The sequence below is a fragment of the Fibrobacter sp. UBA2449 genome (genome assembly GCF_002342555.1).
Classification (GTDB): Bacteria; Fibrobacterota; Fibrobacteria; order Fibrobacterales; family Fibrobacteraceae; genus Fibrobacter.
In genome coordinates, this window is record NZ_DDQF01000019.1 from 16,854 (window position 1) to 40,352 (window position 23,499).

Below are 23,499 nucleotides of genomic sequence, written 5' to 3' on the forward strand. Positions count from 1 at the left end.
TTTTTTGAATTTTTGCGAGGATAAATTTAGAAAAAACTACCTGGCCGGGAGGGACTTCTGCATGCGGACGCAGTCAAATATCCCGCTCCGAACAACGCTATCGTCAACGCGCGCATAACCGAGTTTTTCGTAGAATTGCACCGCCTCGACGCGGCTCTCGATATCAATTACGGAATAACCGCACTCCGCAATCCACTTTTCCGCCTCGCAAACCGCCTTCATGCCCAGTTTACGCCCGCGGTATTCCGGCAGAACGACCACCCGCCCGAGCGTCACATGCCCGTGAGAAGTCTCAAAGAACCTGCACGTCGCCACCGGATACCCGGCATCGAGCAACACGATGTACTTTGTACCATCGCCATCGTGCACGTCAAATTCTTCCCGCAGCGAAATATGGTGCTGCCGGTTCATACCCTGGATGCGGACAGAATACGCCCCTGCGCGTTGCCATTCCTCTTCCGCCCGCAGGACTGCGATGTTGTCAAATGTGGGGTGCATGATAACTTTTCTGAAAAAAGCCCTTCGTTCCCCTACCGCATCGGGTATTCCTCGAAGGCATTGCTGTTCGCCTGCATGTCGTTTCCCTTCCAGTCGAAGAGAGCCGTTCCCCAGGCGCCGCTGAGCGTCGGTTCCCAGAAGAAAGCACCTATCCAGCGGTCCATTCCCTTCACCATCTCGTTCGTGCGCTTGCGCGAGCCGTCGAAATTGTAGTGGTTATCCTGGTCACCGCCGTTATATTCCGCGACGATGAATTCCAGATTCGGATAGCTCGAGGTGACAGTCTGGAAGAGCGATTTCCAGTTATCGGGAGCGCCGTCGCCGTAAGCCGTGTAGGCGGAAAATCCCATCACATCGGCAGGGACCTTCTGGTTCTTGAAGATTTCCGTCATCCACCAGGTGACCGTATTCGCCTGGCGTATGCGTTCAATATGCAGCACGGTCTTGGTATTCGGCGAAACTTCCTTGACCGCCCTGATGCCCGCCTTGAAATACTTGGCCGCGTTCGCCTTGCCGCTCGATGTCCCCATGTCGCCGTTGATTGCGGTAGAGGCCTTGTCTACATTGTTGCCCCAGCAATCCGTCTTGCTGTTCGGCACGTGGACGAGGATGCCCGGCGTTGTCTCGTTGCCAATCTGCACCATCTCGGGAACCGCATTCACCTGCTTGAGCGCGTTCATCAAATCGAGGGTGTAGGCGTAAACGGAATCGGCGAGAGCATCGGAGCTGTTCACCTTGCGCCAGCGTTCAGGGATAATCTGTTTGCCGGGATCGGCCCAGTTGTCGCTGTAGTGGATGTCGAGCAAGAAAGCCATGCCCGCGGCCTTGATCTTTTGCGCATAGGCGACGATATGGTCCTTGTCGCCGTAAGCCTCGGCATCGTGACCGCATTCCGAAGCGGCATAGCCGTACTTTGCCTTGGGACTCACGAATGTCTTGAGGCGGATAGCGTTGAAACCATGGTCCTTGAGAAGCGTGAAGATATCCTTCTCGGAGCCATCCACGTCGTAGAACCTGGTCCTGTTGCGTTCGTATTCCTGCACGGTCGAAATGTCGGCGCCCATGTAGAAGTCAAAATTGAGAAGCTGCTGGGTCGCGGAAGATTTAGGAGATTCGGACGAGGACGAGGGCGGAGGATTATGCGCTGAAGAGGTTTGCGGCTCGGACCCTGCAGACGAACGGGGCGGTTCAACCGCAGACGAAGAGCGCGGAGGCCTGTCTCCGGAAGATTCGGGAGACACAAAGTCGGAAGAGGATTGAGCATCGAATACACCCGACGACGGCAACAGCGCAAAATCGGAAGAAGATATCGAGGCAATCGCATCCGACGAGCTGCTGAAATCGGGAAGCGTAAAACCCGCGGAGGACTCCCCCACTATTTCGTAGTCGTAACCGGCACCGCTGTCGGAATCACCGCCGCATGCAACGAAAAGAACCCCAGCCGCAGCCATCGCCGCGACACACCCAAAACGGCACAAGTGCCGTACTCTAAAACAACCCTGTTTGTATCCCATGCCTTAAATTTAAACTAAAAGTTTGGCAAGCGGTGCGCCGGAACCCATAAAATCGTGCAAATAATTTAAATTTACAATATGCAACCGTGGAATTTGCTCGCATCCGACACTGTACAGGGCTTTATCGAAGAGGCCCTTACGCGCAAGTTGGATGCGTTGCAGGTTTCGACCGCACTGAACAAGCAGGGATACAGCAACGAGGAGCGCGCTGCTATCATGGACTACATGGCGCTCGTGCCCAAGTTCCGCGAAAAGTTCGCAAATAACGAGACCGCCCGCGGGATGTTCCTCTTGTGCGACAAGCTCGCGCTGGAACAGAGCACCGCACAAGATATCGGGCGCTGGAAGGCAAAACTCTGGCCATGCGGGAACGACGCGACCAGCGACGCAACCGAAAATGCAACTGGCACAGGCGCGGAAGTTCACGACCTGTGCTGCGGCATGGGCGGAGACAGTTTTTACCTGCCTGCGGGCCTAAAAGTGACGGGAGTCGACCTGGACGAAAACCGTCTCGCGATGTATAGCCACAACATGCAGGCGTTCGGGAAAAACGCCGAAACGATTTGCGCCGACGTGCGCTCCGTTGAAGGCGCGGACTACTTCACCATCGACCCGGCAAGACGCGCCATTGAAGGCGAGAACCAGCGCGACCTGAAGAACCTCACGCCCACGCTCGAAGAAGTCGTCGAAATCAGCAAACATTACAAGGGCGGCATGGCGAAACTCCCGCCCGGCTACCCGCCCGCCGAAATCCCGGACGGAACCGAAATCCTCTACCTGGGCGGGCACGGCGACTGCCGCGAATGCCTCGTGCTCTTTGGGGAACTCGCAAAACACCCGGACACCGTCCGCGCAATCATTGTCGGGAAGGCGGGCGAAACGCTTGCAGAATGGACCCGCAGGCGCGACCGCTCGCTCGAGACCCTCGACGACGACCTGCAGGAAAAACTCGACCGGAACGACAGCCTCGAAGGTAAGGACCGTACCTACCGCACGGCGACGAGCCGGAGCGACCTGCCCCTCGGGGAGATAGGCAAGTACATCGCAGAACCCGCGCCGGTACTTATCCGGAGCCACCTCTTCAACGCGGCAGCCCTCGCCCACGACCCGAATGCTCACCTGATTTCGGAAGGCATCGCGTATGTTTCGAGCGACAGCACGCTCCCCGCACCGGGATTCGCCTGCTATGAAGTGCTCGAGCATACCGAAATCGCGACGGGTGCTGTCCGCAGCATGCTCAAGGAACACGACATCGGGAAGATTACGCTCAAGTTGCGCGGCGTAAAACTCGACCCAGATGCCGAAACCAAGCGGCTCAAGCCCAAGGGCAAGAATTCCGCAATCCTGTTCTACACCCGCGCTCGCGGGGAGAAAATCGCAATTTTAACAAGGAGATGCCATGGTAAAACTTGAACAATCCTGGCTGAACCTGCTCTCCGACCAGTTCGAACAGCCGTATTTCAAACAAATTAAAGAAAAACTTTTGCAGGAAAAGGCGGAGCATCACGTGGTGTACCCGCCGGGCTCCAAGATTTTCGCAGCGCTCGACTACTGCCCCGTAGACAAGGTCAAGGCTGTCATCATCGGGCAAGACCCCTACCACAATCCGGGCCAGGCGCACGGGCTGTGCTTCTCGGTGCCCATGGGTATCGAGCCTCCCCCGTCGCTCGTGAACATCTTCCAGGAACTTCACGACGACCTCGGCATCAATCCGCCCCCGCACGGGAACCTCGAAAGTTGGGCACACCAGGGAATTCTCCTCCTGAACGCCTCCTTGACGGTGCGCGCACACATGGCGGCAAGCCACGCCGGAATCGGCTGGCAGCAGTTCACCGATACCGTCATCCAGCGCCTCTCCGAAGTGCGCGAGAACCTCGTGTTCTTGCTCTGGGGCAGTTTCGCCATCAAAAAGCAGGCGCTCGTGGCCCCCAACCGCGGTCACCTGATTCTCACCGCACCACACCCGAGCCCGCTCTCGGCCTACCGCGGGTTCTTCGGCTGCAAGCATTTTAGCAAGGCAAACGCATACCTCGTCAGCAAGGGTCTAGAACCCATCGACTGGAGCATTAAGTAACAACAAACGAACGGCTTTTTTATATATTTACCTACATGACTAACAGAAACACCTTCGGACGACTCATCCTCTTTATCGTGCTCGGCCTCATCATCGGCGGAGTGCTCGGTGAATGCCTCGGGCTCCTCTTCGGGGAACTCGGCGAACTCATGAACGCGGGCGGTTACGACAACATCGTGCGCAACTTCTTCGTGGCCTCGTTCGACCTGAACCTCGGATTTCTCGGGGACAAGGCAAATCCGGTCGTCCTGGATCTGTACATGGTCAAGTTCGCGCTTGGCTTTGGTCTAAAGATTAACGTTGTCAGCATCGTTGGTATGATCGTGGCCATTTACATCATGAAATGGTCCGGAGGAAACCGGTAATGGAAACCATCAAGAATTTAAGCGCCAAGCTCGCCAGCGGCGAGACTTCGGCCGTCTCTCTCGCGCAGGACTCCCTCGCAAAGATTGAAGCTACCAAGAATTTGAACGCCTACATCAGCGTGCTGAACGAGCGCGCCCTCGCGAAGGCCGCGGAATCGGACAAGCGCCGTGCCGAAGGCAAGAGTCTCGGCGTGCTGGACGGCATCCCCGTTGCCGTGAAGGATAACATGTGCCTCGAGGGCACGCGCACCACGGCCGCTTCCAAGATTCTCGACAACTTCGTCGCCCCCTACACCGCTACCGCCATCGAAAAGCTCGAAGCGGCAGGTGCAGTTATCGTCGGCAAGACGAACATGGACGAGTTCGCCATGGGTTCGAGCAGCGAGACCTCGTACTACGGGCCGGTGAAGAACCCGCTCGACGAATCCCGCGTGCCGGGCGGTTCCAGTGGCGGTTCGGCCGTAGCCGTTGCCAGTGGCACGGTCGCCTGTGCGCTCGGCTCCGACACCGGTGGTTCCATCCGTCAGCCCGCCGCCTGCACAGGCGTTGTGGGCCTCAAGCCCACCTACGGCCGCGTGTCCCGCTATGGCCTTTTGGCATACGCAAGCTCCCTGGACCAGATTGGCCCCTTCGGCACTACCGTCGCCGACTGCGCCACGCTCCTTAACGCCATCTGCGGCATCGACCCGCACGACAACACCACGAGCACCCGCGAACCCGAGGACTTCGGCGCGAAGCTCGATGCCGGCGTGAAGGGCAAGGTCATCGGCGTCCCGAAGGAATACTTCGCCGACGGTCTCGACCCGGAATGCAAGGCCGCTATCGAGAACATGCTCAAGAAGATGGAAGCCGAAGGCGCCACGCTCAAGGAAGTGAGCCTCCCGCACATCGGTTTCGCAGTCTCTAGCTACTACATCATCGCAACTGCAGAAGCCAGTTCCAACCTCTCCCGCTACGACGGCGTGCGCTACGGCTACCGGAGCAAGGAAGCCCGCAAGCTGTTCGACCTGTACGCCAAGTCCCGCAGCGAAGGCTTCGGCAAGGAAGTCCAGCGCCGCATCCTTCTCGGAAGCTACGTGCTCAGCGCCGGCTTCTACGACGCCTACTACGTGCAGGCCCAGAAGGTGCGCCGCCTCATCACGGACGACTTCAACAAGGCGTTCGAAAGCGTGGACGTGATTGCAAGCCCCACGATGCCGGGCCTCCCGCTCAAGTGCGGCATGAACGAGTCCGACCCGATGGCCGTTTACCTCTCCGACATCTACACCGTGAGCCTGAACCTCTCGGGCCTCCCCGGCGTAAGCGTCCCGTGCGGCATGGCAGGCGGACTTCCCGTCGGCCTGCAGTGGATTGGCAAGCCGTTCCAGGAAACGGACCTGCTCAGCGTCGCCGCAGCGACCGAAAAGCTTGCAAAGTGAGTGTCGCTCCGTCAAGTTTACTTGACGGTATGACCGAACGCAGCAGCGGACGCCAAAGGCGTCAAACGCTGAACAAATAAAATCCTCTGCGGCAAACGCAAGTAATACGAGAAAGCCGACCCAACGGGTCGGCTTCTTTTAAGTTCATTGCAAACTCAGCGCTAATGCATCAAAATGTGCACGCCACCGTCTTCGTTATCCGTAAGGATCATGTAGTTGCTGCCGCCATCGAACTCGAACTCGAGCGGAGTATGGGAGACCTGGTCATACATCGCCGTGCAATCCCTTTCCTTGGTTTCGATATTTATCCTACAGATTTCATGAATGGATTTAAACAGGAGCCTTATCTTGAAAGTTCCCACCCAATCCTGCTCGTAGACGCGACTGCGTTCGCCTGGCTTGAGCGTCTCGCGAATCCAGGGAATCGTCGTATATCCATCCTCCGACACGATATCGAGCCCGACGAAGACGCGTTCCGTCTTGTTTTCAACCTGAAGTCTGGTCGAGGAATCGGTAAACCAGTGGCTGAGGCAACCCGTAAGGGTAAGCGCACAAAGAAGCAAAGCGATTATGGAAAAGCGTTTCATTACCTACCTCCCTGCGTCTGGGATGCACCGGCATCGACCTTCTCGTAGCGGACGCCCGTGGCTGTCAGCGGAGCCTGCGTCTGCGACGACGCGGGCAGCGTTATGCCGGTGCCCTGCGGCTCTGACTGCTTGTTTTTCTGCTTCACGGTATTCGTCTCGATGGGCGCCGTCGTACGGCCGCCGCGGCCAAAGAGGAATTCACCCACGGACTGCAGGTTGAACTGCAGCTCCGCAATCCAAGTTCCCTTCGCATGGAAGAGCCTGTCGTAGTCGGTAGCAGAATTGTAGCCAATGCGGAGCACAGGCAGTTCGATTGCCCAGCCGAACATCAGGTCGTCCCATCCGTCATCGTATACGCGGCGACGGAGGCACGAGACCTCCAAACCGACAAGGCGCGACGGGTCGGGATAATACTTGATTGCCGCGGAATGGAATCCGTCATCCGGGAAATCGTAGGAGACTTCAGCGTAGAGCCTCTGGGCGAAAAGGTTCTGTTCCCAATGCACTCGGACAAAGTCTTCATCGAAACCGCCGATGACACGCTTGTAGATGGTTGCATCGATATTCGGAAGGTAGGTCCTGATGCCCGAGGACTTGCCGCCATAAACGGGGCGGTCTTCAAGGTCCATTGAGAGGCGAATCGATTTCAAGTTTGCACGATGCAGACTCGCCTGCGCGCTGAACTTCCAGTAGCGGAGTTCCGCCCATGTGTAGAGCAGCGAATCGTTTTCGGCCGGGAAAAAGTCGCCGGCAAATTCCAGATTCTGGTGTTGCATACCAGCAGCAACCGTCCAGTCGTGTTTTGCATCCGTAAATGACAGGCCCCACGTCGTCACCGAGCTCACGTGACCGAAATCGCTGTAGCGCGGGAAAAAGAAAAAGTCCTCGCCGTCCCAGCCGTAGCGATCGAACCAGAGGAGAAGTCCCAGGAAATAGCCCTTCGAAATTTCGGTACTGGAAAAACCAGCAAAATGGTGGCGGAAGGCAAAGCCCTGGTGTTCGCCGAATTCGCTCTTCAAGGGAATCTGCGACGGGAGCGGCGTATAATACATGCCAACATCAATGAAAGAGCCACGGCCATAGAGCAAGATATCGCTCATTTCGCGCAGGTGGTCGTCACGCACCCAGGTTCCCGCACCGGCAAGCGACTCAACCGAAATCGCATCGGCGAACGAAGCCGTCGCCGCAAACGAAAGCGCAATCGCCATACGTCTTAGTTTACACACAAATCGCATTATCCGCATTCCTCCTGTCACCTGCTAGAACACGACCAAATCGTTCTTGTGGATGAGCTCGTCGGGCACGTCCTTACCTAGAATCTCGTGAACCTGAGCCGTCTTCTTGTGCAGCACGAGCTTGAGCGTCTCGCTGTCAAAACCGGCCACGCCACGCGCAACCGCATCGCCCGACGGGCTCAACACCTCGATGAGGTCGCCCTTGTCGAAATGCTTTTTGACGGCGCACACGCCCACGGGGAGCAGGCTGGAATGCTTTTCGCGGAGCGCCTTCACGCCACCCTCGTCCACCACCACGGCCCCGCGCGGAGTCGTAATGAAGCTGAGCCAGCGCTGGCGGCTGTTCAATTTATTCTTCGAACCCGCAAACAGAGTGCCCTGCGCATTTTCGAAAATCACCTGGTGCGGCAACACCTTCATGCCGTTCGCAAGGAAGGCGTTTGCACCGCTACGCGTCACGTTTCGAATCGCCTCGAGCTTGCTACGCATACCGCCGGTACTCACGGCAGAGCCAGCCTCGCCGGGTTTCCCCGCAAGGGCGAGCACTGCAGGCGTAATTTCGGGCACAAAGCGGAGCAGTCGAGCGTTCGGATTCTTCTTCGGGTTGTCGTCAAAAAGGCCGTCCTCGTCCGTGAATATCAAAAGCAAATCGGCATCGAGGAACAGCGCCACGTCGCTCGAAAGCTTGTCGTTGTCGCCCACCTTGATTTCGGCGACCGCAAGCGAATCATTCTCGTTGATAATCGGGACAATCTTGCGGGCTAGCATCGCCTTGATGGTGTTCTGCAAGTTCTTGTAGCGGGTGCGGTCGCGGAAGTCATCGGCAGACAAAAGAATCTGCCCCACCGAGAGATCCACCCAGCGGAACATTTCGCGGTAGGCGTACATGAGGTCGATCTGGCCCACGGCGGCGCAGGCCTGCTTTTCGGCAAGCACGGTCGGCTTTTCCTTGTAGCCCAGCTGGCTCATGCCGGTTCCCACGGCACCGCTTGTGACAATCACGACTTCCTTGCCCGCTTCCATGAGACGCGCGACAGAATCGGCAAGTTTCTGGATGTAGCGGGTGCGCACGCCGCCCTTTTCGGAATCCACCAAAATACGGGACCCGATTTTCACGACGATACGGCGGGCCTCATCAAGGATATTCTTACGTAGTTCACTCATTTTCGTAATCCGTATTCTTTACCTGCAAACCACCAGACGAATGGCATCCAAGCGGAGCTGCGGGTTTGCAACGATTTTCTTCCTGTCGAAAACATTCTTGCGCAACTGCTGGAGTTCAGCATTGTTCCCCGCCTTGCCACGCATGGTAAGCAGGTGGTTCACGCGCTGGTATTCCTGTTCCGAACGCGCCTCGACGGCCGCAGCAGCCTTCTCCGCGTATTCCTTGGCAAGTCCGTTCACGCACTGCTTTGCGACGGCGAGACCGCCATGTGCAAAATAGCGGATTGTCGCATCGACCGCCTTGTTTCCCTGCGGGACATTCACATCACGGACTTCCGCATTCTGCAGTTCCGCCAAGTGGGCCGACTGGTCCACGCCGGCAGCATCAACAAGCACGCACGCATAACGCGGACCGACAATATCCGAAACGCCCCATTCTTCGGGCACAGGAAGTTCTATTGCAAAGTTGTATTGCATCATGAGTCCATGCAATCCGGAACCAGGCCAGATACAGCACGCGACATTGCCATGGTTGACCCCCGTTTCGAAGTCGATCATGCCCTGGGCGAGCGGATGTTCGAGGCTCATGAAGTCCACCTCGTCATGAACCATGGCCACCTTGCGGTCGAACGTTACCGTCAAGGAGATGCTATCGGAGCCCTGTTCTTCCTCTTCGCTCTGGGCCGCCACCATGCCACGACTCGGCATCCCGGCGATAGAACCTTCCTCTATCTGCGGACCCATCGTGATGATTTCACACCCGGCAACGGCACTCTTGTCGATTTCCAGCCCCCTGGAACGGAGCGAATCAAGCAACAGTTCACGCAGCTCGGGTTCCGCATCGATACGTTCGATTTCGTCGGTAATTTCTTTCGCCTTCTCGGGATTGCGGCTGTTGAATTCAAGCAGGCGGTCACGGCCCTTCTCGATATTCTTGCGCATCTGTTCGCAATCCTTGCGGACCTGAGGGATTACGTTTTCAACAAAGTTTTCAAGCGAGTGGCGCGGGTCCGCCAAGGCTTCGATGAGGCTATCGGTATACTTGAGGAACAGCTCTCCGCCACTCATCAGCGGGGCGCCGAAAGCGTTCAGGCCGTCGTTATACCAGCGGAACATCACCTCCTGGCCGGAGCCCTTCACGTAGGGCACATGCATCACGATGTCCTTCGTCTGGCCGATGCGGTCGAGACGGCCGATGCGCTGCTCCACGAGAGCGGCATCCAACGGAAGGTCGAAAAGCACCAGGTGGTGCGCGAACTGGAAGTTGCGGCCTTCCGAGCCGATTTCAGACGCGATGAGAAGATTCGCCCCGTTCTCCTTGCTGAAGTTCGCGGCAGCCTTGTCGCGCGCCATGATGGTCATATCCTCGTGGAACATGGAGAACGCGCCCTCGCCGAGGTAGTCCGTCAGGATAGATTCCAGCGCCAGCACGACCTCGATCGATTCACAAATCAGTAGGACCTTGTCGTTTGCATGTTCCTTGAGAAATTCCTTGAGCCATACGATACGTTCATCCAAGTCCCAGGCGTCCGAATATCGCGTGCAAAGGAGGCCGTTCTCCTGAATGTCCGTCGAGGCGTCCAGGTCCTTCTCGGCCGCAATTTCAACCATTTCACGATATTTCGGGTTCGGCTCCAGACAAACGGCATCCAGCTTGCGCTTGGGGAATCCGCCCACGCCCTTTCGCGTATTGCGGAACACCACGGAACCCGTACCCATGCCGTCCACGATGCGGCGAATCCATTCGCCCGCAGTCATCGACTTCGAATTTTCCTGTTCAAGCCAGGGACGAATCTTGGAATTTTTGGGAACCGATTCGTACAGGTCTTCCCAGCTCATCTGGTGGTTGGGGTCGGTCGGCAGCTTGGAAAGGTCATTCACCAGCTTGCGGTAGGCCTCCTGGTCCTTGATGAACTCGCCATAGTCCGAGAAGCGGGCCGGGTCGAGCATCTTGAGGCGGTTGAACTGCGATTCGGGATGCAGCTGCAAAGGCGTTCCCGTCAAGAGGAGAACGCCCTTCGAGCGGGCGAGCACAGCGTTCGCGAGCATGTATTCGTGACTGGTAAAGCCATCTTCACAAACAAGATGATGGGCCTCGTCGATAATGGTCATGTCCCACTGCGTCTTGAGCAGGTCCTCGATCAACGCAGGCTGGCTCATCAAGAAATCGATAGAGACGATGATATTGTTGCTCTGCATGAAGGGATTGGGTTTCGCCTCATCCTTTGCCACAGAAAGGAACAACCCGCGGATAAAGCCTTCGTCGACCAGGGTAAACAGCTGGTTGAATCGGCGTTTCATCTCGATCATCCACTGATGCTTGAGAGTCTCGGGCACAATGATGAGGGAACGCTGGACGCGGCCACGGGCGTTGAGCGCATGCCAAATCATGCCCGCCTCAATCGTCTTCCCAAGGCCAACCTCGTCGCTGAGCATTAGGCGCGGAAGCATCGAGCTTGCGCAGGCACGATAGCAAAGGTAGTACTGGTGAGGAATCATGCTCACGCGGGGACCGATCATGCCACGCACCGGAGAGGACTTCCAGTGGCACAGAAGTTCCATGGCACGGCGCCTGCGTTCAAAAGCCTTCGAGGAAACATTCCCCGAAGACACCTCGTCCACCTTGTCCCGGCCAATCTTCATGAGGCTCCGGAACAAGTCGGATGGTCTTGCCATCTGCTTCGCCGTGAGGTCCGATTCCTTCATTTCGCGACCGCCGCGACCTACATAGATGACCACGCCGTCGACCTCGCGGACGCTTTCGACGACAAAGGAGACTCCCTTTTCGTTCTTGGCGGTTTCGCCCGGCTGCAATATAAAACGGTCAACCGGAGAAGAATCGACACGGTATATACGAATTTGACCAACTAGGGGGAAAGAAAACTGAACGGTGCGGCCCTGCACCTCGGATACAATTCCAAGACCCAGATCCGGCTCTGACTGGCTAACGAAACGTTGCCCCGGCTTAAACATACTCATAGGGGATAATTTAGTAATTTTCATAGAAAACGGCCTTCGAATTTTCTAACTTTGACATTGTATGAAATGGTATTTTATTGACGAGAGCATCACCGATGGAGAACGTAGGCAGGGTCCTTATTCTATCGATGAAATCCGCGAATTTGTAAACCAGGGAAAAATAACGGAAACAACGCTCGTATGGCATAGCGGCGAAGAAGATTGGAAGCCCTGGAGTGCCTACAAGGATGAATTTTCCGCCCCCGACGATGCGGACCTCGCCCGCGAAGAACTTTTGGAGAATACTATAAAGGCCCTCGAAGAGGTCATGAAAAAAGAGCAATTCGCCAGGTACCGCTACGCAGGGTTCTTCACGAGAGCCGCCGCCTATATTGTAGACAACCTCATTCTCGGCTTTATCTGCGGAGGAATACTCTTCATTCTCTCTGCCACTGGAGTTGTCGACTTCCCCGCGCTCCAGGAAGCCCTCAACAGCCTCGCAGATTCCGCATCGACTACGGAAGCCGTGTCCAAGCTGCCAAGCATACGTGGAGTTTCCCTGTTCATGGGCATCTTGAACGTCATACAGGCGCTCTACTTTATCATTTTTCACGCCATCTATTCTGCGACCCCGGGCAAGATGCTTGTCCACATCCACGTGGAGACCCGCGAAGGAGCTAAAATCGGATGGGGCGGAGCCACCGCGCGCTACCTTTGCAGTATACTCACTCAAATGACCCTGTTTTTTTATGGACTCGGATACCTAATCGTTTGCATCGACCCAAGGCGCAGGGCGCTTCACGACTGGATTGCAAGGACATCGGTTGTCTTTAACGAAGAAGCCAGGATTTCCAAAGCACCCCGTAGCGAATCCAACGACGAGTCCAAGGAGAATTAAAAATGTACCGTTTTGAAGTTCACCAGGCAAAAAAGCCCCTCGAAGGCGAAGTCCCCGTTTCGGGCGCGAAGAACGCCGTACTTGCCGTGATGGCAGCAGCGCTCCTTGCCGATGGTGTTTCCGAAATCACGAACGTGCCGCACCTCAAGGACATGAAGACCATGAGCGACGTGCTGCGCGTCATCGGATGCCGCATCAGCGGCGAAGCCCACAACCTCAAAATCGACACGCGCGGAGCCGACCATCTCGAAGCCCCCTACGAACTTGTGAAGACGATGCGCGCAAGTTTCTACGTCCTTGGCCCGCTCGTTGCCAGGTTCGGACGCTGCCGTGTTTCTCTCCCCGGCGGATGCGCATGGGGTCCGCGCCCGGTCGACCTCCACCTCAAGGGACTCGAAGCGCTCGGAGCAAAGATTACGCTCACGCGCGGCTACGTCGAGGCGACCTGCGAAGGCAGGCTTCCCGGCGGCACCTTCTACTTCCCCATTTCGAGCGTGGGAGCCACGGTCAACGTGCTGATGGCAGCGACACTCGCCAAGGGGACGAGCGTTCTACAGAACGCGGCGCTCGAACCCGAAATCGACAACCTCGTCGACTACCTTATCGGCATGGGCGCCAAGATTCAGGGCCGCGGAACGCGCACCCTCACCGTGCAGGGCGTCGAAAGCCTCCGCCCGGGCAAAGGTTTCACGATTCCCGACCGCATCGAGGCGGGCACATACCTCTGTGCAGCCGCCATCACGCGAGGCCGCGTAAAGGTCACGAAGATTATCCCCGACCACATCGCCTCTACGCTCGACGCCTTCCGTGACATGGGCTGCAAGGTGAGTGTCGGTGCGGACTGGGCCGAAGTCGACGCCCGCAATGTAGAACTCAAGCCCATCACCATCCAGACGCTCCCCTTCCCGGGATACCCCACTGACATGCAGGCCCCCCTCATGGCGACCCTCGTCTCGATACCGGGCAACAGCGTCATCCAGGATACCGTCTATAACGACCGCTTCAAGCACGTGGCCGAACTGCAGCGTCTCGGCGCCGATATCCAGGTCAACGGCAACACGGCGACCATCAAGGGTGGCACCAAGCTCGAAGGCACCGAAATCATGGGTAGCGACCTGAGAGCGACGGCAGCGCTCGTACTCGCCGCGTTCATCGCCGAAGGCGAGAGCACCGTGAGCCGCGTGTACCACCTCGACCGCGGTTATGAGGATTTCGAGAACAAGATGGCTAAGATCGGCGGCGTCGTGATTCGCCACAGCGACGACGAAGACGACGATGCTTTTTGAGAAATAGGGAGGGCTCGGCCCTCCCTAAAACCCTCCTAGCACTCGAAACGAGTTTCTTCGTGAGCGCCTTACGGCGCGGACGCGGGCGCGGGCACTGCGGCGGGCTGTGATTCAGCAGGCGCGGCCGTGGAAGGTTTCGGCACATCGCGCACTACGGGTTCACAAGCTTCGACCGGGGCTCCCGAGGCCTTTTTTTCTTCACGCTCCAAAATAGACTGCAGCATTTCGGCGGCTTGTTCGAACTCGGCGGACTTTTCACAAAGTTTGTTCGCCAAAATCCTCTGCAAGTACTGCTTCTGCGATTCTACGTTGCATTCATCGCCATAGATTCCCGCTAGCTTGAACAGAGCAGTGCAGGTTTTGCCCCCGTCAGGGAAACTCTGCGTCAAGGCATCGAGAACCTTCTTCGCCTTTTCAATCTGGTTCACTTCGACCAGGCAAAGCGCCATCCAGTAGAGCGAGTTTTCGCCGAGCTCGCCAGATTTCATTTGTTCATAGACCTGCTTGAATCCCGTATAGGCAAGCTTGTATTCGCCACGATGGTAATCGGAACGGGCCGTATTGAACATGGCTTCGGCTTCCACGAGGCGTTCGGCCTCGCGTTCGACGCTATCCATAGAAATCGGGGCCTGCGGGGCGCCACTGACCACGACCTTCTTCGCGAGAATCTTGTCGGACTTTCCAAGCAGCATGTCGAGCCGGTAGATGATTTCTTCCTGGCGCGAATCGTTGCGTTCGGATTCATCACTCACACGGCGCGAAAGGATGGAGAGTTCCGCCATCATGCGCTTCTGCAGCAAGGCAGACGCTTCCTGCTGGGCAAGAAGTTCAGCCTTGAGCGAATCCACGCGCTTGCGGAGGTTCTTGTTGTCGGCCCTGAGCTTATGCATGGCGGAATCGAGGTTGCTGAGAACCGCAACCTGCACGTCCGTACCGACATTACGCATTTCTTCGGTGCGGAGCACCGTCATCTGCGAGCAGCCCGTAAGCGAGAGCGCCGCCAAGGCAATTCCTACTATGATTTTTTTCATATTCTACGAGTGTTGCTAGAAACTATGACTTTATATTGTCTATTACTGCTGGATGTTCACGCGGAAGTTCGCACGGCGGTTCTGGGAATAGGCTTCTTCCGTTTCGCCCTGAGCCTTCGGAGCTTCCTTACCGTAGCTCACGGATTCCATGCGCTTGCCATCGATACCGTAGGTATTGAGGAATTCCTTTACCTTCATGGCGCGCTTTGCACCCAAAGTAAAGTTGTAGTCTTCGGTACCGCGAGCATCGGTATGGCCCTCGATGGTAATCGTGAAACGGGTTTCCTTCAGCAGGAGCTCACCCACCTGAGCCAAGAGTTCCCTGGCCTTTTCGGTAAGCTCGGAGCGGTCAAAGTCGAAATAGACATCCTCGCTCATGATCTGGTTGATAAGAGCTTCGAGGCGGGCGCGTTCGGCTTCAAGGCGTTCGGCTTCGAGCCGTGCCTGCTCTGCAGCGAGGGAATCCGCATTCAACGCGGGTTCCGCAGGAGCGGCGGGTTGCTCTGCAGCGGGAGCTGCCGCAGCAGCCGGGGCGGGTGCGGGAGCCGGAGCAGTCTCGGGAGGCGGGTTCTTCGAACACGCCACGAGGGCAAGACTCGCCACACAAGAAATCATCGCGAGTTTAAATGCGAATTTCATTGATTACCTTCCTTTTTTTGTTGTTTAATATCTTCGTTGAACCAGGACCACGTAGGCGCAGTGTTCTCGCCGCCCTGGGTAATGCGCGTCACGTTCGCGCCGTCGGAGCGCATGATGTAAATCTGATACGATCCGCTGCGGTTGCTCGAGAATGCAATAAGCTTGCCGTCGGGCGACCAGGTGGGATGCTCGTTATTGCCGGCGTTGTTCGTCAGCTGCGTCACGTCGCTTCCGTCAAGGGCGCAGGTATAAATGTTCATCTTGCCGTTGTCCATCGAGGTGTACACGATGCGGTCCCCATTCGGCGACCAGCTGGCGCGTTCGTTGTAGCGGCCCATGAACGTCACGCGGCGAAGGTCAGATCCGTCCTTCTCCATCACGAAAATCTGCGGGCTTCCCCCACGGTCACTCGTGAACAGCACTTCGCTTGCGGTCGGGCTCCACGCGGGGCTCGTCTGGTTGCTCTTCAGGTACGCAAACTTCCTCGCCTTGCCCGTTTCCATATTGCCAAGATAGAGATCCGTTTTTCCATCCACGGTCGAAGAAAAAAGGAGCTCCCCCGTCCTGGGATTCACGGCGGGACTGTAGGTCTGGTCAAACTGGGCGAATAGCGGATATTCCGCACCGCCGAACTTTTTCGCATACAGGCGCGGCCTACGCGTCTTGAAGTTTACGTACACAAGGCCTGCATTTCCACGCATCCACACGGGCATCATGCTGATAGTCGAGTCACGCGTCACCTGGCTGCGGTGGAAGCCGTCGTAATCAGAAATTACCACCTGCTTTACGCCGTCAATCTTGGAAACAAAGGCTAGCCTGGTCGTCGCAACGCCGCGTTCACCCGTAATGCAAAGAGTCGCCTTGTCGAAAAAATCGTGGACTGCGCGACGCAGATTTTTTTGCTTTACCGTGTAACTTTCGCCGAGGCGGAGCGTCTTCGACTTCGACACGTAGAGAAAGCATTCCACCTTGAGCAGGCCATCCGCCAGGGGAGAAACTTTCCCCGTCATGTAGTAATCCGCATGGCTACGGCTGAAAAGCGCAAGGTTGAACTTTTCAGAAGCGACAACGTCAAATCGACCGGAGAGATTCGCATCACGTGTAAGAATCTGGTGCGGACGCTCCTCAATCCATTCGATTCCAGGTTTTTCCTCGAAAGGCACAATGCCTATGGGAGTCGTCTTGAACACTGAAATTCCCACGTCGACGGCAATCGTATCGATAGACGCGAATACGCACGGCGCGGAGAATACCAAAAAAGCAAGCAGGACAAACAATCTTTTCATAGCGTCAGTTCGGAGTAAAGTTAAAATGCAGCACGAGGCTCGGGGCGCGGTAGTTCGGCGGCAGTTCGGGCACCTTCGAAATCTGCACCGCGCGCACGGAAAGGTGGTCCCACGCCTTGTTGCCCGACGACTTCTTGAGAATCACTGCGGTAATACCGCCGAAGCGGTCCACCTGGAACTGCACGGTCGTCTTCGCATCGCGGCCCACCTTCAAGTCCTTGGGCGGCTTGAAGTTGCTCATGATAATCTTCTTAAGCTGTTCGAGATAGACCTGCATCAGCGGATCCATGTCCACGGAACCCACCGGATTCAGGCTCGGGGCCTCCACTGCAACGGGCAGGTCGAGATCGTCGACCGGGAAATCCTCCTGCGGTTCCGGTTCGGGCTCCGGTTCTGGTTCCGGCGGAACCTCTTCGTGCACCTCCTCGGGCTTCTGCTCCGGCTCGGGCTTAATCTCTGGCGGGAGCTCCTTGTTCACCTTGGGCTTCGGTGGCTCCTTGGGCTTCGGTGGCTCGGGAGGCCTCGGCTGTACCGGCTTCGGAGGCGGAGGCGGCTGGGCCACCTGCACCATCTCGAACACGGGAATTTTCTCGGGTTCCGGCTTCAGATTCACGTAATGCAGCCCGATGAAAAACGCCACGACGGCAAAATGGAAGACAACCGCCACGACGATTATCTTCACGAGCGTGGAATCCACGTCCGAGCTGAAGTACTTTATCCTTTCTTCTTCCTTGCTCATTTACCCGGTTTTTCTTTAGGATTCATCGTAAGGAACCCGAGTTTTGTCACGCCCAATTTTTGCACCTGCGTAACGACCTTCATCACGAGTCCGTAATGGACGTTCTCGTCGGAATTGATGACGACCGCCATCTCTCCGTTCCAGAGGGACTTGAACACGTTGTTGAAACTGCCAAAATCCACCTGCATGTCGGCGATGTAGATCTTCTCGTCCTTGGTGATGGACACCTTCAAAAGTTTTTCCTGCTCCATCGTCGGGGCTTCGGCCTTCGGGAGGTCGACCTTCACGCCCTGGCTCATGAGCGGAGCGGAGATGATGAACACGATAAGGATCGAGAACACGATGTCGATCATGTTCGTGAGGTTCATCTCCTGCTTGAGTTCTTTTCCGCGGCTACGCTTCACCTAGGCCTCCTAGCCGGCAACTTCTTCGAGGGCGAGCAGGTCGCCGCGCTTGAACAGGCTCAATACCTGCGAACCGAAGTTGAAGTAAGAGATTTCGTTCTGGCCGTTGCAGCTGGTGAAGTAGTTGTAGCCCGCAGAGGCGGGGATAGCGACCACGAGGCCGCCCACCGTGGTAATCAAGGCCATGGCGATACCCGGAGCGACGACGGAAAGGTCGGCGGAGCCGTGCTGGCCAATCTGGAAGAACGCAATCATGATGCCCCACACCGTACCCAAAAGGCCGAAGAACGGGGCCAGGTTCGAACTTGTGGCAAGGAAGCTCAGGTAGCGGTCTTCGGTAAGGCGCAGGCCCTCGATGGAGCGCTGGATGGTGTCTTCCAGGAGCGATGCGCGGTGCTGGATGGAGTCGTAACTCACGAAGTTACTGAACTTGGAGGCTTCCTTCAGCACTTCGGCCGTAAGGCGGCGGAGCGCACTGTCCTCGGCGGTCTCGCAAAGGCCCTGCAACTGCACGAACTGCGTAACCGTACTGAACTTGCGGAAGAACTCGGCATTCGCGTGCTTGCTCCTGCGGTATGTAAAGAATTTTACGATGATGATGCCCCAGGAACCGAGCGACATAATGGCAAGGATGCAGAGAACCACGATAGTCGCGATATCGGACTGCAAAACCATTTGCACAAGAGGGATGGAATTGTTCAAAAGAACCTCCTCAGAAAAAATTCCGGGCGAAAACATACGCCCCGTGCACAATGTAGCAAAAAGATATTTTTTAGACCAACTTAAACGGGCAAAAAGCCCCCCAAATTGTCATTCCAGCCCTTTCGGGTGAAAACTCTTGCGGTGTGCGGGTGTAAACCCGAATTTACGGATGCCGTCGAGATGCGCCTTCGTGCCGTAGCCCGCATTCACCTCGAACGCATAACCCGGATACTCTTCCGCTAATTTGTCCATAAAGCGATCACGGAATACTTTCGCGAGGATAGACGCAGCGGAGATACTTGCAATGCGGCCGTCCCCTTTAACGATGGGCATCTGCATCTCGGCAGGGACACCCCGGATTTTCAGGTTGCCATCAACCGCAACGAAAACATAAGGAACCGGCGAGCCCGAGACTTCCGCAAACGAACTTTTCACTTCCAAAGGAATCTCGGGTGCGGGAGCATCGAGTCCCGGCATTCCGAGCGCCTGCAAAGCCCGCCGCATCGCAAGGAAATCGGCCTCCAGGATGTTCAGGCGGTCAATCTCTTCCACGCTCGCACTCGCGATTGCATAGCAGGCGCACGCGTCCTTCACGGCATCGAACATCGCCTCGCGCTTCTTGCGCGTAAGCTTTTTGGAATCGTTCAGTTCCGGCATGATATCGGGCGCTTTCAACACTGCCGCGCACGCCACCACGGGCCCTGCAAGCGGGCCCCGGCCCACCTCGTCGATGCCGACAACGACAACGTTTTTCCTTGCGCCGGTTTCTGCAAGCGAGAACAGGTCAAGCGTCTCTTCACCGCCAACAGATGCAGGGTCGGCGACAAACCTCCGCAATAGGTTCTCCCCTTCTACCGGAGTTTCGACATTTTCAAGGAATGCTGGCAGCCTGAATCTCATACCATTCCCTATAGACCTAGTGAAGTCCAAGGCTGCCCGCATAGTCGCGGATGGTCTTCCAATATAGATTGTGTTCCTGTTCGAGCACGCGGCCCGCAAGCACCTCGGGAGAATCATTCTCGAAAACGGGAACCTTCACCTGCGAGAGGATGCGTCCCTGGTCAATTTCTTCGCTCACCAGGTGGACTGTCGGGCCGGATTCCTTTTCATGCGCGGCAATCACCGCCTCGTGCACGTGGATTCCCCAGTAGCCCTTTCCCCCGTACTTGGGCAGGAGGGAGGGATGGATATTCATGATGCGGTCGGGCATACGGGCTATCATGCAAGAAGGGAGCGCCTTCATGTAGCCCGCCAGAATCAGCAGGTCAACGTCATACTTGTTCAGAACATCCATCATCGCGGCCTCGTAATCCGCGACAACCGGGTGCGTCTTGCCCGAAATATGGTGAACCGGGATGCCATATTCCGAAGCGTGCCCCACAGCTCCGCAATTCCCGTTATTGGTAATCAAGAACTTGCACTGGCAATCGAGTTCGCCAGAGCCAATTTTGTCGATAATTGCCTTAAAATTGCTTCCACCACCGGAAGCCATCACTCCAATTTTAAACATGGGGCCAAAGATAGAAATTTTTTTTCTATTTTTGGGCCGTATGAAAAACGTCGATACTATTGCAGTTTTGGACTTTGGCGGGCAGTACGCCCACCTGATTGCTAACCGCGTGCGCCGCCTGGGCGTGTTTACCGAAATCCACTCCCCCGCCGCTCCCGTCAGCGAACTCGAAGGCGTGAAGGGAATCATCTACAGCGGTGGCCCCAGTAGCGTGTATGCGGCCGACGCCCCGGAATACAATCCCGAAATTCTGAACCTCCCGGTGCCCAAACTCGGCATCTGCTACGGTCACCAACTTATCGCCCAGCAGTTGGGCGGGCATGTGGAACCGGGCAAGGTGAAGGAATACGGAATCGCCGACCTTATCGTGGGTGACGAGAACTGTCCGATTCTGAAGGGCCTCCCGAAGGCCAGCCCCATGTGGATGAGCCACGGCGACCAGGTGACCAAGCTCCCCGAGGGCTACAAGATTGTGGCCAGCACCAAGGACTGCGAAATCGCAGCCGTCGCCTTCGATAGCGATAAGCCCGAACGCCAGATTTTCGGCATCCAGTTCCACCCCGAAGTCACCCACAGCAAGTTCGGCATGAAGTTGCTCGAAAACTTCGTGGACTTCACAGGCGCGAAGAAGACCTGGAACATGAAGAGTTACCTGCCGCTCATCACGGAGCGCATCAAGGAACAGGTCAAGGACCGCAAGGTCTTCTTGCTCGTGAGTGGCGGCGTGGACTCCACCGTGGCATTCGTTCTTTTGAACCGCGTGCTCGGACCGGAAAAGGTCTTGGGCCTGCACGTGGACAACGGCATGATGCGCCTCGGCGAATCCCAAAAGATTATGGAATTCTTGAAGGCCGAAGGGATGAACAACCTGAAGGTCCGCGACGCCAGCGAACACTTCCTCGCTAAGCTCAAGGGCGTGACCGCGCCGGAAACCAAGCGCGGCATCATCGGTAAGGAATTCCTGACGGTGAAGGACGAGGAAATGGCGAAGCTCAACCTCGATCCGAACCAGTGGATGATGGCGCAGGGCACCATCTACCCCGACACCATCGAAAGCGGCGGCACCAAGAACGCCGACAAGATCAAGACGCACCACAACCGCGTGCAGGAAGTCTTGGACCTTATGGAAAAGGGCCTCGTGCTGGAACCTCTCGCCGATCTGTACAAGGACGAAGTCCGCGCCCTCGGCGAAGAACTCGGCATTCCGCACAACTTAGTGTGGCGTCACCCGTTCCCGGGCCCGGGCCTCGGCGTGCGCCTGCTCTGTAGCGAGGGCAAGCTTACCGACGACCTCGTGAAGTTCGAAGACGTGAAGGACACCGCCGGTCAGTCCCTCGCCGACTACCTGAAGGCGAACAAGATTGCAGGCCGCCTGCTCCCCATCAAGAGCGTGGGCGTGCAAGGCGACGGACGCACCTACGCGCAGCCGTTCCTTATCACCACTCCGGGTCTCTCCTGGAAGGATTGCGAAAAGTTCTCCACCGAACTTGCGAACCGCTTCAAGGCAATCAACCGCGTCATCTACCAGATTGGTAGCGTGGCCGATGAAGACCCGAAGCTTGTGGAACAGTTCGCCACCCGCGAAAACTTCGATACGCTCCGCAAGTTCGACAACATTTGCACCGAATTCCTGCAGGCAAATGACCTGTACGAAAAGATTTGGCAGATGCCGGTCGTTCTCGTGCCGCTCCGCACGGCGGGCAAGCCCTGCATTGTGATGCGCCCGGTGAACTCCACCGAAGCCATGACCGCAAACTTCGCCGAAATCGACCAGGGAATGCTCGCCGGTCTTTGGCGCAAGTTCGAAGCCGAAGGCGCTGGCAGCCTGTGGTACGACGTGACGCACAAGCCCCCCGGAACTATTGAGTGGGAGTAAACAGCAAAGCGCAGTCGCAATGGGAGTAGATCAAACAAATGCTTACTCAAAAGCCGAATGAGACAAACCCATTCGGTTTTTTATTTAGTCTGCAAGGACGAAAAAACCGGCCCCGACAATTCGGAACCGGTTTTTCACTGAGCTATGAAGGGCTCGAACCTTCGACCCACGCCTTAAAAGGGCGTTGCTCTACCAACTGAGCTAATAGCCCGAGCAGACCAAATATACGAAAAAAACGCTTTTTTGTAAAGGTCGGCGGTTCGTTTTTTGCTTTTTTTGTAAATTTAGGGCATGAATCTGAAGGGTAAAGTCATTTCGTTTGTCGCATGTGGATTGTTGTCAACGACAAGTGCAAGCGCATACTTTTCCCAAGACGACCAGGGAAACGAAGTGTTCTCTTTCATGAGCACTTTCGACAGTCCCCGTAACGCGGCCCTCGAAAAATCAGCAGCGGCTGTCCCCTCCACCGACCCTACCGTCGTTCAAATCAACCCGGCAGCACTGCGCATGCCGGACGGGATCAAGCGCATCGGTGAAATCCACTGGCAAACAGGCGACATGGCAGACAACCAGGGGTCCATCTCCTACACGTCCACCTACAAGCAGTTTATCTACCAGATTTCATACAACTGGCTCGACTACGGAACAATCAACGGCTATGACGAATACGGAAACGAGACCGGGAAAGACTATAACCCCTTCAGCCAGCTCGCGACAGCGACCATTGCACTACCGATGACGCACATCCACGTCGGTGCTACAGCCAAGTTCGCAACCGAAACTCTCGCCGACGACAAGGGCGACCGCACTGCCTGGGGCGCCGCCTTCGACTGGGGCGTCTCGTGGCAATCGTCCAGTAAATTATTCGGATTCGCTCTCACGGCACGCGACTTCGGTTCTCTCCTTCGGGACTACACCGACGATTCGCAAGACGACTACTACCCAATGTCGCAGACATTCACCATTGCCGGGTATTACAGACCGGTCATCCTTCCGAGGCTCACCGTCACAGCCGCGAGCGAATTCCCGCGTTATGCGGAGTCCCGCCTGGAACTTGGCGGGGAATACGCTCTTGGCGGAAGCTTCTTCGTCCGCGCCGGTTTCACCCGCGCCTGGCTCGACATCACCCGCGACTTCAAGCAGCTCATCTCGGCAAGCAGCAGGCCCGACGAATCCCAGTCCGGGCGCATGCTCAGTGCGGGCCTCGGCTACACGAGTCAACTATTCTCCCTCGACTACTCCTTCTCCTACCTCGCCCAGGGGCTCGGTTTCGAGCACCGCATCGGTCTTCGCGTAGGGCTGTAGCGGAGTGACC

22 protein-coding genes and 1 tRNA gene are annotated in these 23,499 nt (G+C 56.7%); 8 read left to right on the forward strand and 15 right to left on the reverse strand.

The window, feature by feature from the left end; all coding sequences use genetic code 11:
* Positions 1-36: 36 nt before the first annotated feature.
* Positions 37-498, reverse strand: coding sequence for a GNAT family N-acetyltransferase (locus B4B27_RS11520; protein ID WP_290726639.1), 462 nt, complete (start codon positions 496-498; stop codon positions 37-39).
* Positions 499-530: 32 nt separating this feature from the next.
* The gene (locus B4B27_RS11525) at positions 531-2,012 is read right to left on the reverse strand and encodes a glycosyl hydrolase 53 family protein (protein ID WP_290726641.1); all 1,482 of its coding nucleotides are present in this window, start codon (positions 2,010-2,012) and stop codon (positions 531-533) included.
* Positions 2,013-2,090: 78 nt separating this feature from the next.
* On the opposite strand from B4B27_RS11525, the gene B4B27_RS11530 reads away from it, so the two are divergent.
* Genes B4B27_RS11530 through gatA form a run of 4 tightly spaced genes read left to right on the forward strand, consistent with a single transcriptional unit; the run spans position 2,091 to position 5,869 of the window.
* Positions 2,091-3,425, forward strand: a complete 1,335-nt coding sequence (locus B4B27_RS11530) for a class I SAM-dependent methyltransferase (RefSeq protein ID WP_290726643.1) — start codon at positions 2,091-2,093, stop codon at positions 3,423-3,425.
* Positions 3,412-4,086, forward strand: a complete 675-nt coding sequence (ung, locus tag B4B27_RS11535) for a uracil-DNA glycosylase (RefSeq protein WP_290726645.1) — start codon at positions 3,412-3,414, stop codon at positions 4,084-4,086. The genes B4B27_RS11530 and ung overlap by 14 nt, the downstream gene beginning before the upstream one ends.
* A 35-nt stretch (positions 4,087-4,121) precedes the next feature.
* Positions 4,122-4,451: a DUF4321 domain-containing protein gene (locus B4B27_RS11540; protein WP_173380772.1), complete on the forward strand. Its 330-nt coding sequence runs from the start codon at positions 4,122-4,124 to the stop codon at positions 4,449-4,451.
* Positions 4,451-5,869, forward strand: a complete 1,419-nt coding sequence (gene gatA, locus B4B27_RS11545; RefSeq protein ID WP_290726648.1) for an Asp-tRNA(Asn)/Glu-tRNA(Gln) amidotransferase subunit GatA — start codon at positions 4,451-4,453, stop codon at positions 5,867-5,869. The genes B4B27_RS11540 and gatA overlap by 1 nt, the downstream gene beginning before the upstream one ends.
* A gap of 161 nt (positions 5,870-6,030) precedes the next feature.
* Here the strand turns inward: gatA and B4B27_RS11550 are convergent, their stop codons facing one another.
* The 4 genes from B4B27_RS11550 to rapA are packed head-to-tail and all read right to left on the reverse strand — an operon-like array spanning position 6,031 to position 11,834.
* Entirely contained in the window at positions 6,031-6,456 is a 426-nt protein-coding gene (locus B4B27_RS11550) for a hypothetical protein (RefSeq protein WP_290726650.1), read from the reverse strand.
* Positions 6,456-7,664, reverse strand: a complete 1,209-nt coding sequence (locus tag B4B27_RS11555) for a hypothetical protein (RefSeq protein ID WP_290726652.1) — start codon at positions 7,662-7,664, stop codon at positions 6,456-6,458. Before B4B27_RS11555 ends, B4B27_RS11550 begins: the two co-directional genes overlap by 1 nt.
* A gap of 51 nt (positions 7,665-7,715) precedes the next feature.
* Complete coding sequence (proB, locus tag B4B27_RS11560) at positions 7,716-8,855, reverse strand: glutamate 5-kinase (RefSeq protein ID WP_290726654.1); 1,140 nt, start codon at positions 8,853-8,855, stop codon at positions 7,716-7,718.
* An 18-nt stretch (positions 8,856-8,873) separates the two neighbouring features.
* On the reverse strand, positions 8,874-11,834 hold the full coding sequence (gene rapA, locus B4B27_RS11565; RefSeq protein WP_290726656.1) for an RNA polymerase-associated protein RapA: 2,961 nt from the start codon (positions 11,832-11,834) through the stop codon (positions 8,874-8,876).
* Positions 11,835-11,895: 61 nt separating this feature from the next.
* On the opposite strand from rapA, the gene B4B27_RS11570 reads away from it, so the two are divergent.
* The gene (locus B4B27_RS11570) at positions 11,896-12,711 is read left to right on the forward strand and encodes an RDD family protein (RefSeq protein ID WP_290726658.1); all 816 of its coding nucleotides are present in this window, start codon (positions 11,896-11,898) and stop codon (positions 12,709-12,711) included.
* A gap of 2 nt (positions 12,712-12,713) precedes the next feature.
* Positions 12,714-13,997, forward strand: a complete 1,284-nt coding sequence (gene murA, locus B4B27_RS11575; protein ID WP_173380766.1) for a UDP-N-acetylglucosamine 1-carboxyvinyltransferase — start codon at positions 12,714-12,716, stop codon at positions 13,995-13,997.
* 68 nt (positions 13,998-14,065) lie between these two features.
* On the opposite strand, the gene B4B27_RS11580 is transcribed toward murA, so the two are convergent.
* The 8 genes from B4B27_RS11580 to purN form a co-directional block, all read right to left on the reverse strand.
* Positions 14,066-15,028 (reverse strand): tetratricopeptide repeat protein, encoded by a 963-nt coding sequence (locus tag B4B27_RS11580; RefSeq protein WP_290726660.1) that lies wholly within the window; start codon positions 15,026-15,028, stop codon positions 14,066-14,068.
* 42 nt (positions 15,029-15,070) lie between these two features.
* Entirely contained in the window at positions 15,071-15,667 is a 597-nt protein-coding gene (locus B4B27_RS11585; protein WP_290726663.1) for an OmpA family protein, read from the reverse strand.
* A complete protein-coding gene (locus B4B27_RS11590; protein ID WP_173366834.1) occupies positions 15,664-16,953 on the reverse strand; it encodes a PD40 domain-containing protein in 1,290 nt (429 codons plus the stop codon). The genes B4B27_RS11585 and B4B27_RS11590 overlap by 4 nt, the downstream gene beginning before the upstream one ends.
* 4 nt (positions 16,954-16,957) lie before the next feature.
* Entirely contained in the window at positions 16,958-17,692 is a 735-nt protein-coding gene (locus tag B4B27_RS11595) for an energy transducer TonB (RefSeq protein ID WP_072812499.1), read from the reverse strand.
* Positions 17,689-18,096, reverse strand: a complete 408-nt coding sequence (locus B4B27_RS11600) for an ExbD/TolR family protein (RefSeq protein WP_173380763.1) — start codon at positions 18,094-18,096, stop codon at positions 17,689-17,691. Before B4B27_RS11600 ends, B4B27_RS11595 begins: the two co-directional genes overlap by 4 nt.
* Positions 18,097-18,105: 9 nt before the next feature.
* Positions 18,106-18,798, reverse strand: coding sequence for a MotA/TolQ/ExbB proton channel family protein (locus B4B27_RS11605; protein WP_144063796.1), 693 nt, complete (start codon positions 18,796-18,798; stop codon positions 18,106-18,108).
* Between the two features lie 108 nt (positions 18,799-18,906).
* Positions 18,907-19,698 carry a ribonuclease HII gene (locus B4B27_RS11610; RefSeq protein ID WP_290726667.1) on the reverse strand — a complete coding sequence of 264 codons (792 nt, stop codon included), beginning with the start codon at positions 19,696-19,698 and terminating at the stop codon, positions 18,907-18,909.
* Between the two features lie 16 nt (positions 19,699-19,714).
* Positions 19,715-20,308, reverse strand: coding sequence for a phosphoribosylglycinamide formyltransferase (purN, locus tag B4B27_RS11615; RefSeq protein ID WP_290726669.1), 594 nt, complete (start codon positions 20,306-20,308; stop codon positions 19,715-19,717).
* Between the two features lie 40 nt (positions 20,309-20,348).
* On the opposite strand from purN, the gene guaA reads away from it, so the two are divergent.
* Positions 20,349-22,184, forward strand: a complete 1,836-nt coding sequence (gene guaA / locus B4B27_RS11620) for a glutamine-hydrolyzing GMP synthase (RefSeq protein WP_290726671.1) — start codon at positions 20,349-20,351, stop codon at positions 22,182-22,184.
* A 138-nt stretch (positions 22,185-22,322) separates the two neighbouring features.
* On the opposite strand, the gene B4B27_RS11625 is transcribed toward guaA, so the two are convergent.
* Positions 22,323-22,395, reverse strand: a tRNA-Lys gene (locus tag B4B27_RS11625).
* Positions 22,396-22,475: 80 nt separating this feature from the next.
* On the opposite strand from B4B27_RS11625, the gene B4B27_RS11630 reads away from it, so the two are divergent.
* The gene (locus B4B27_RS11630) at positions 22,476-23,489 is read left to right on the forward strand and encodes a hypothetical protein (protein WP_290726673.1); all 1,014 of its coding nucleotides are present in this window, start codon (positions 22,476-22,478) and stop codon (positions 23,487-23,489) included.
* Positions 23,490-23,499 lie beyond the last annotated feature (10 nt).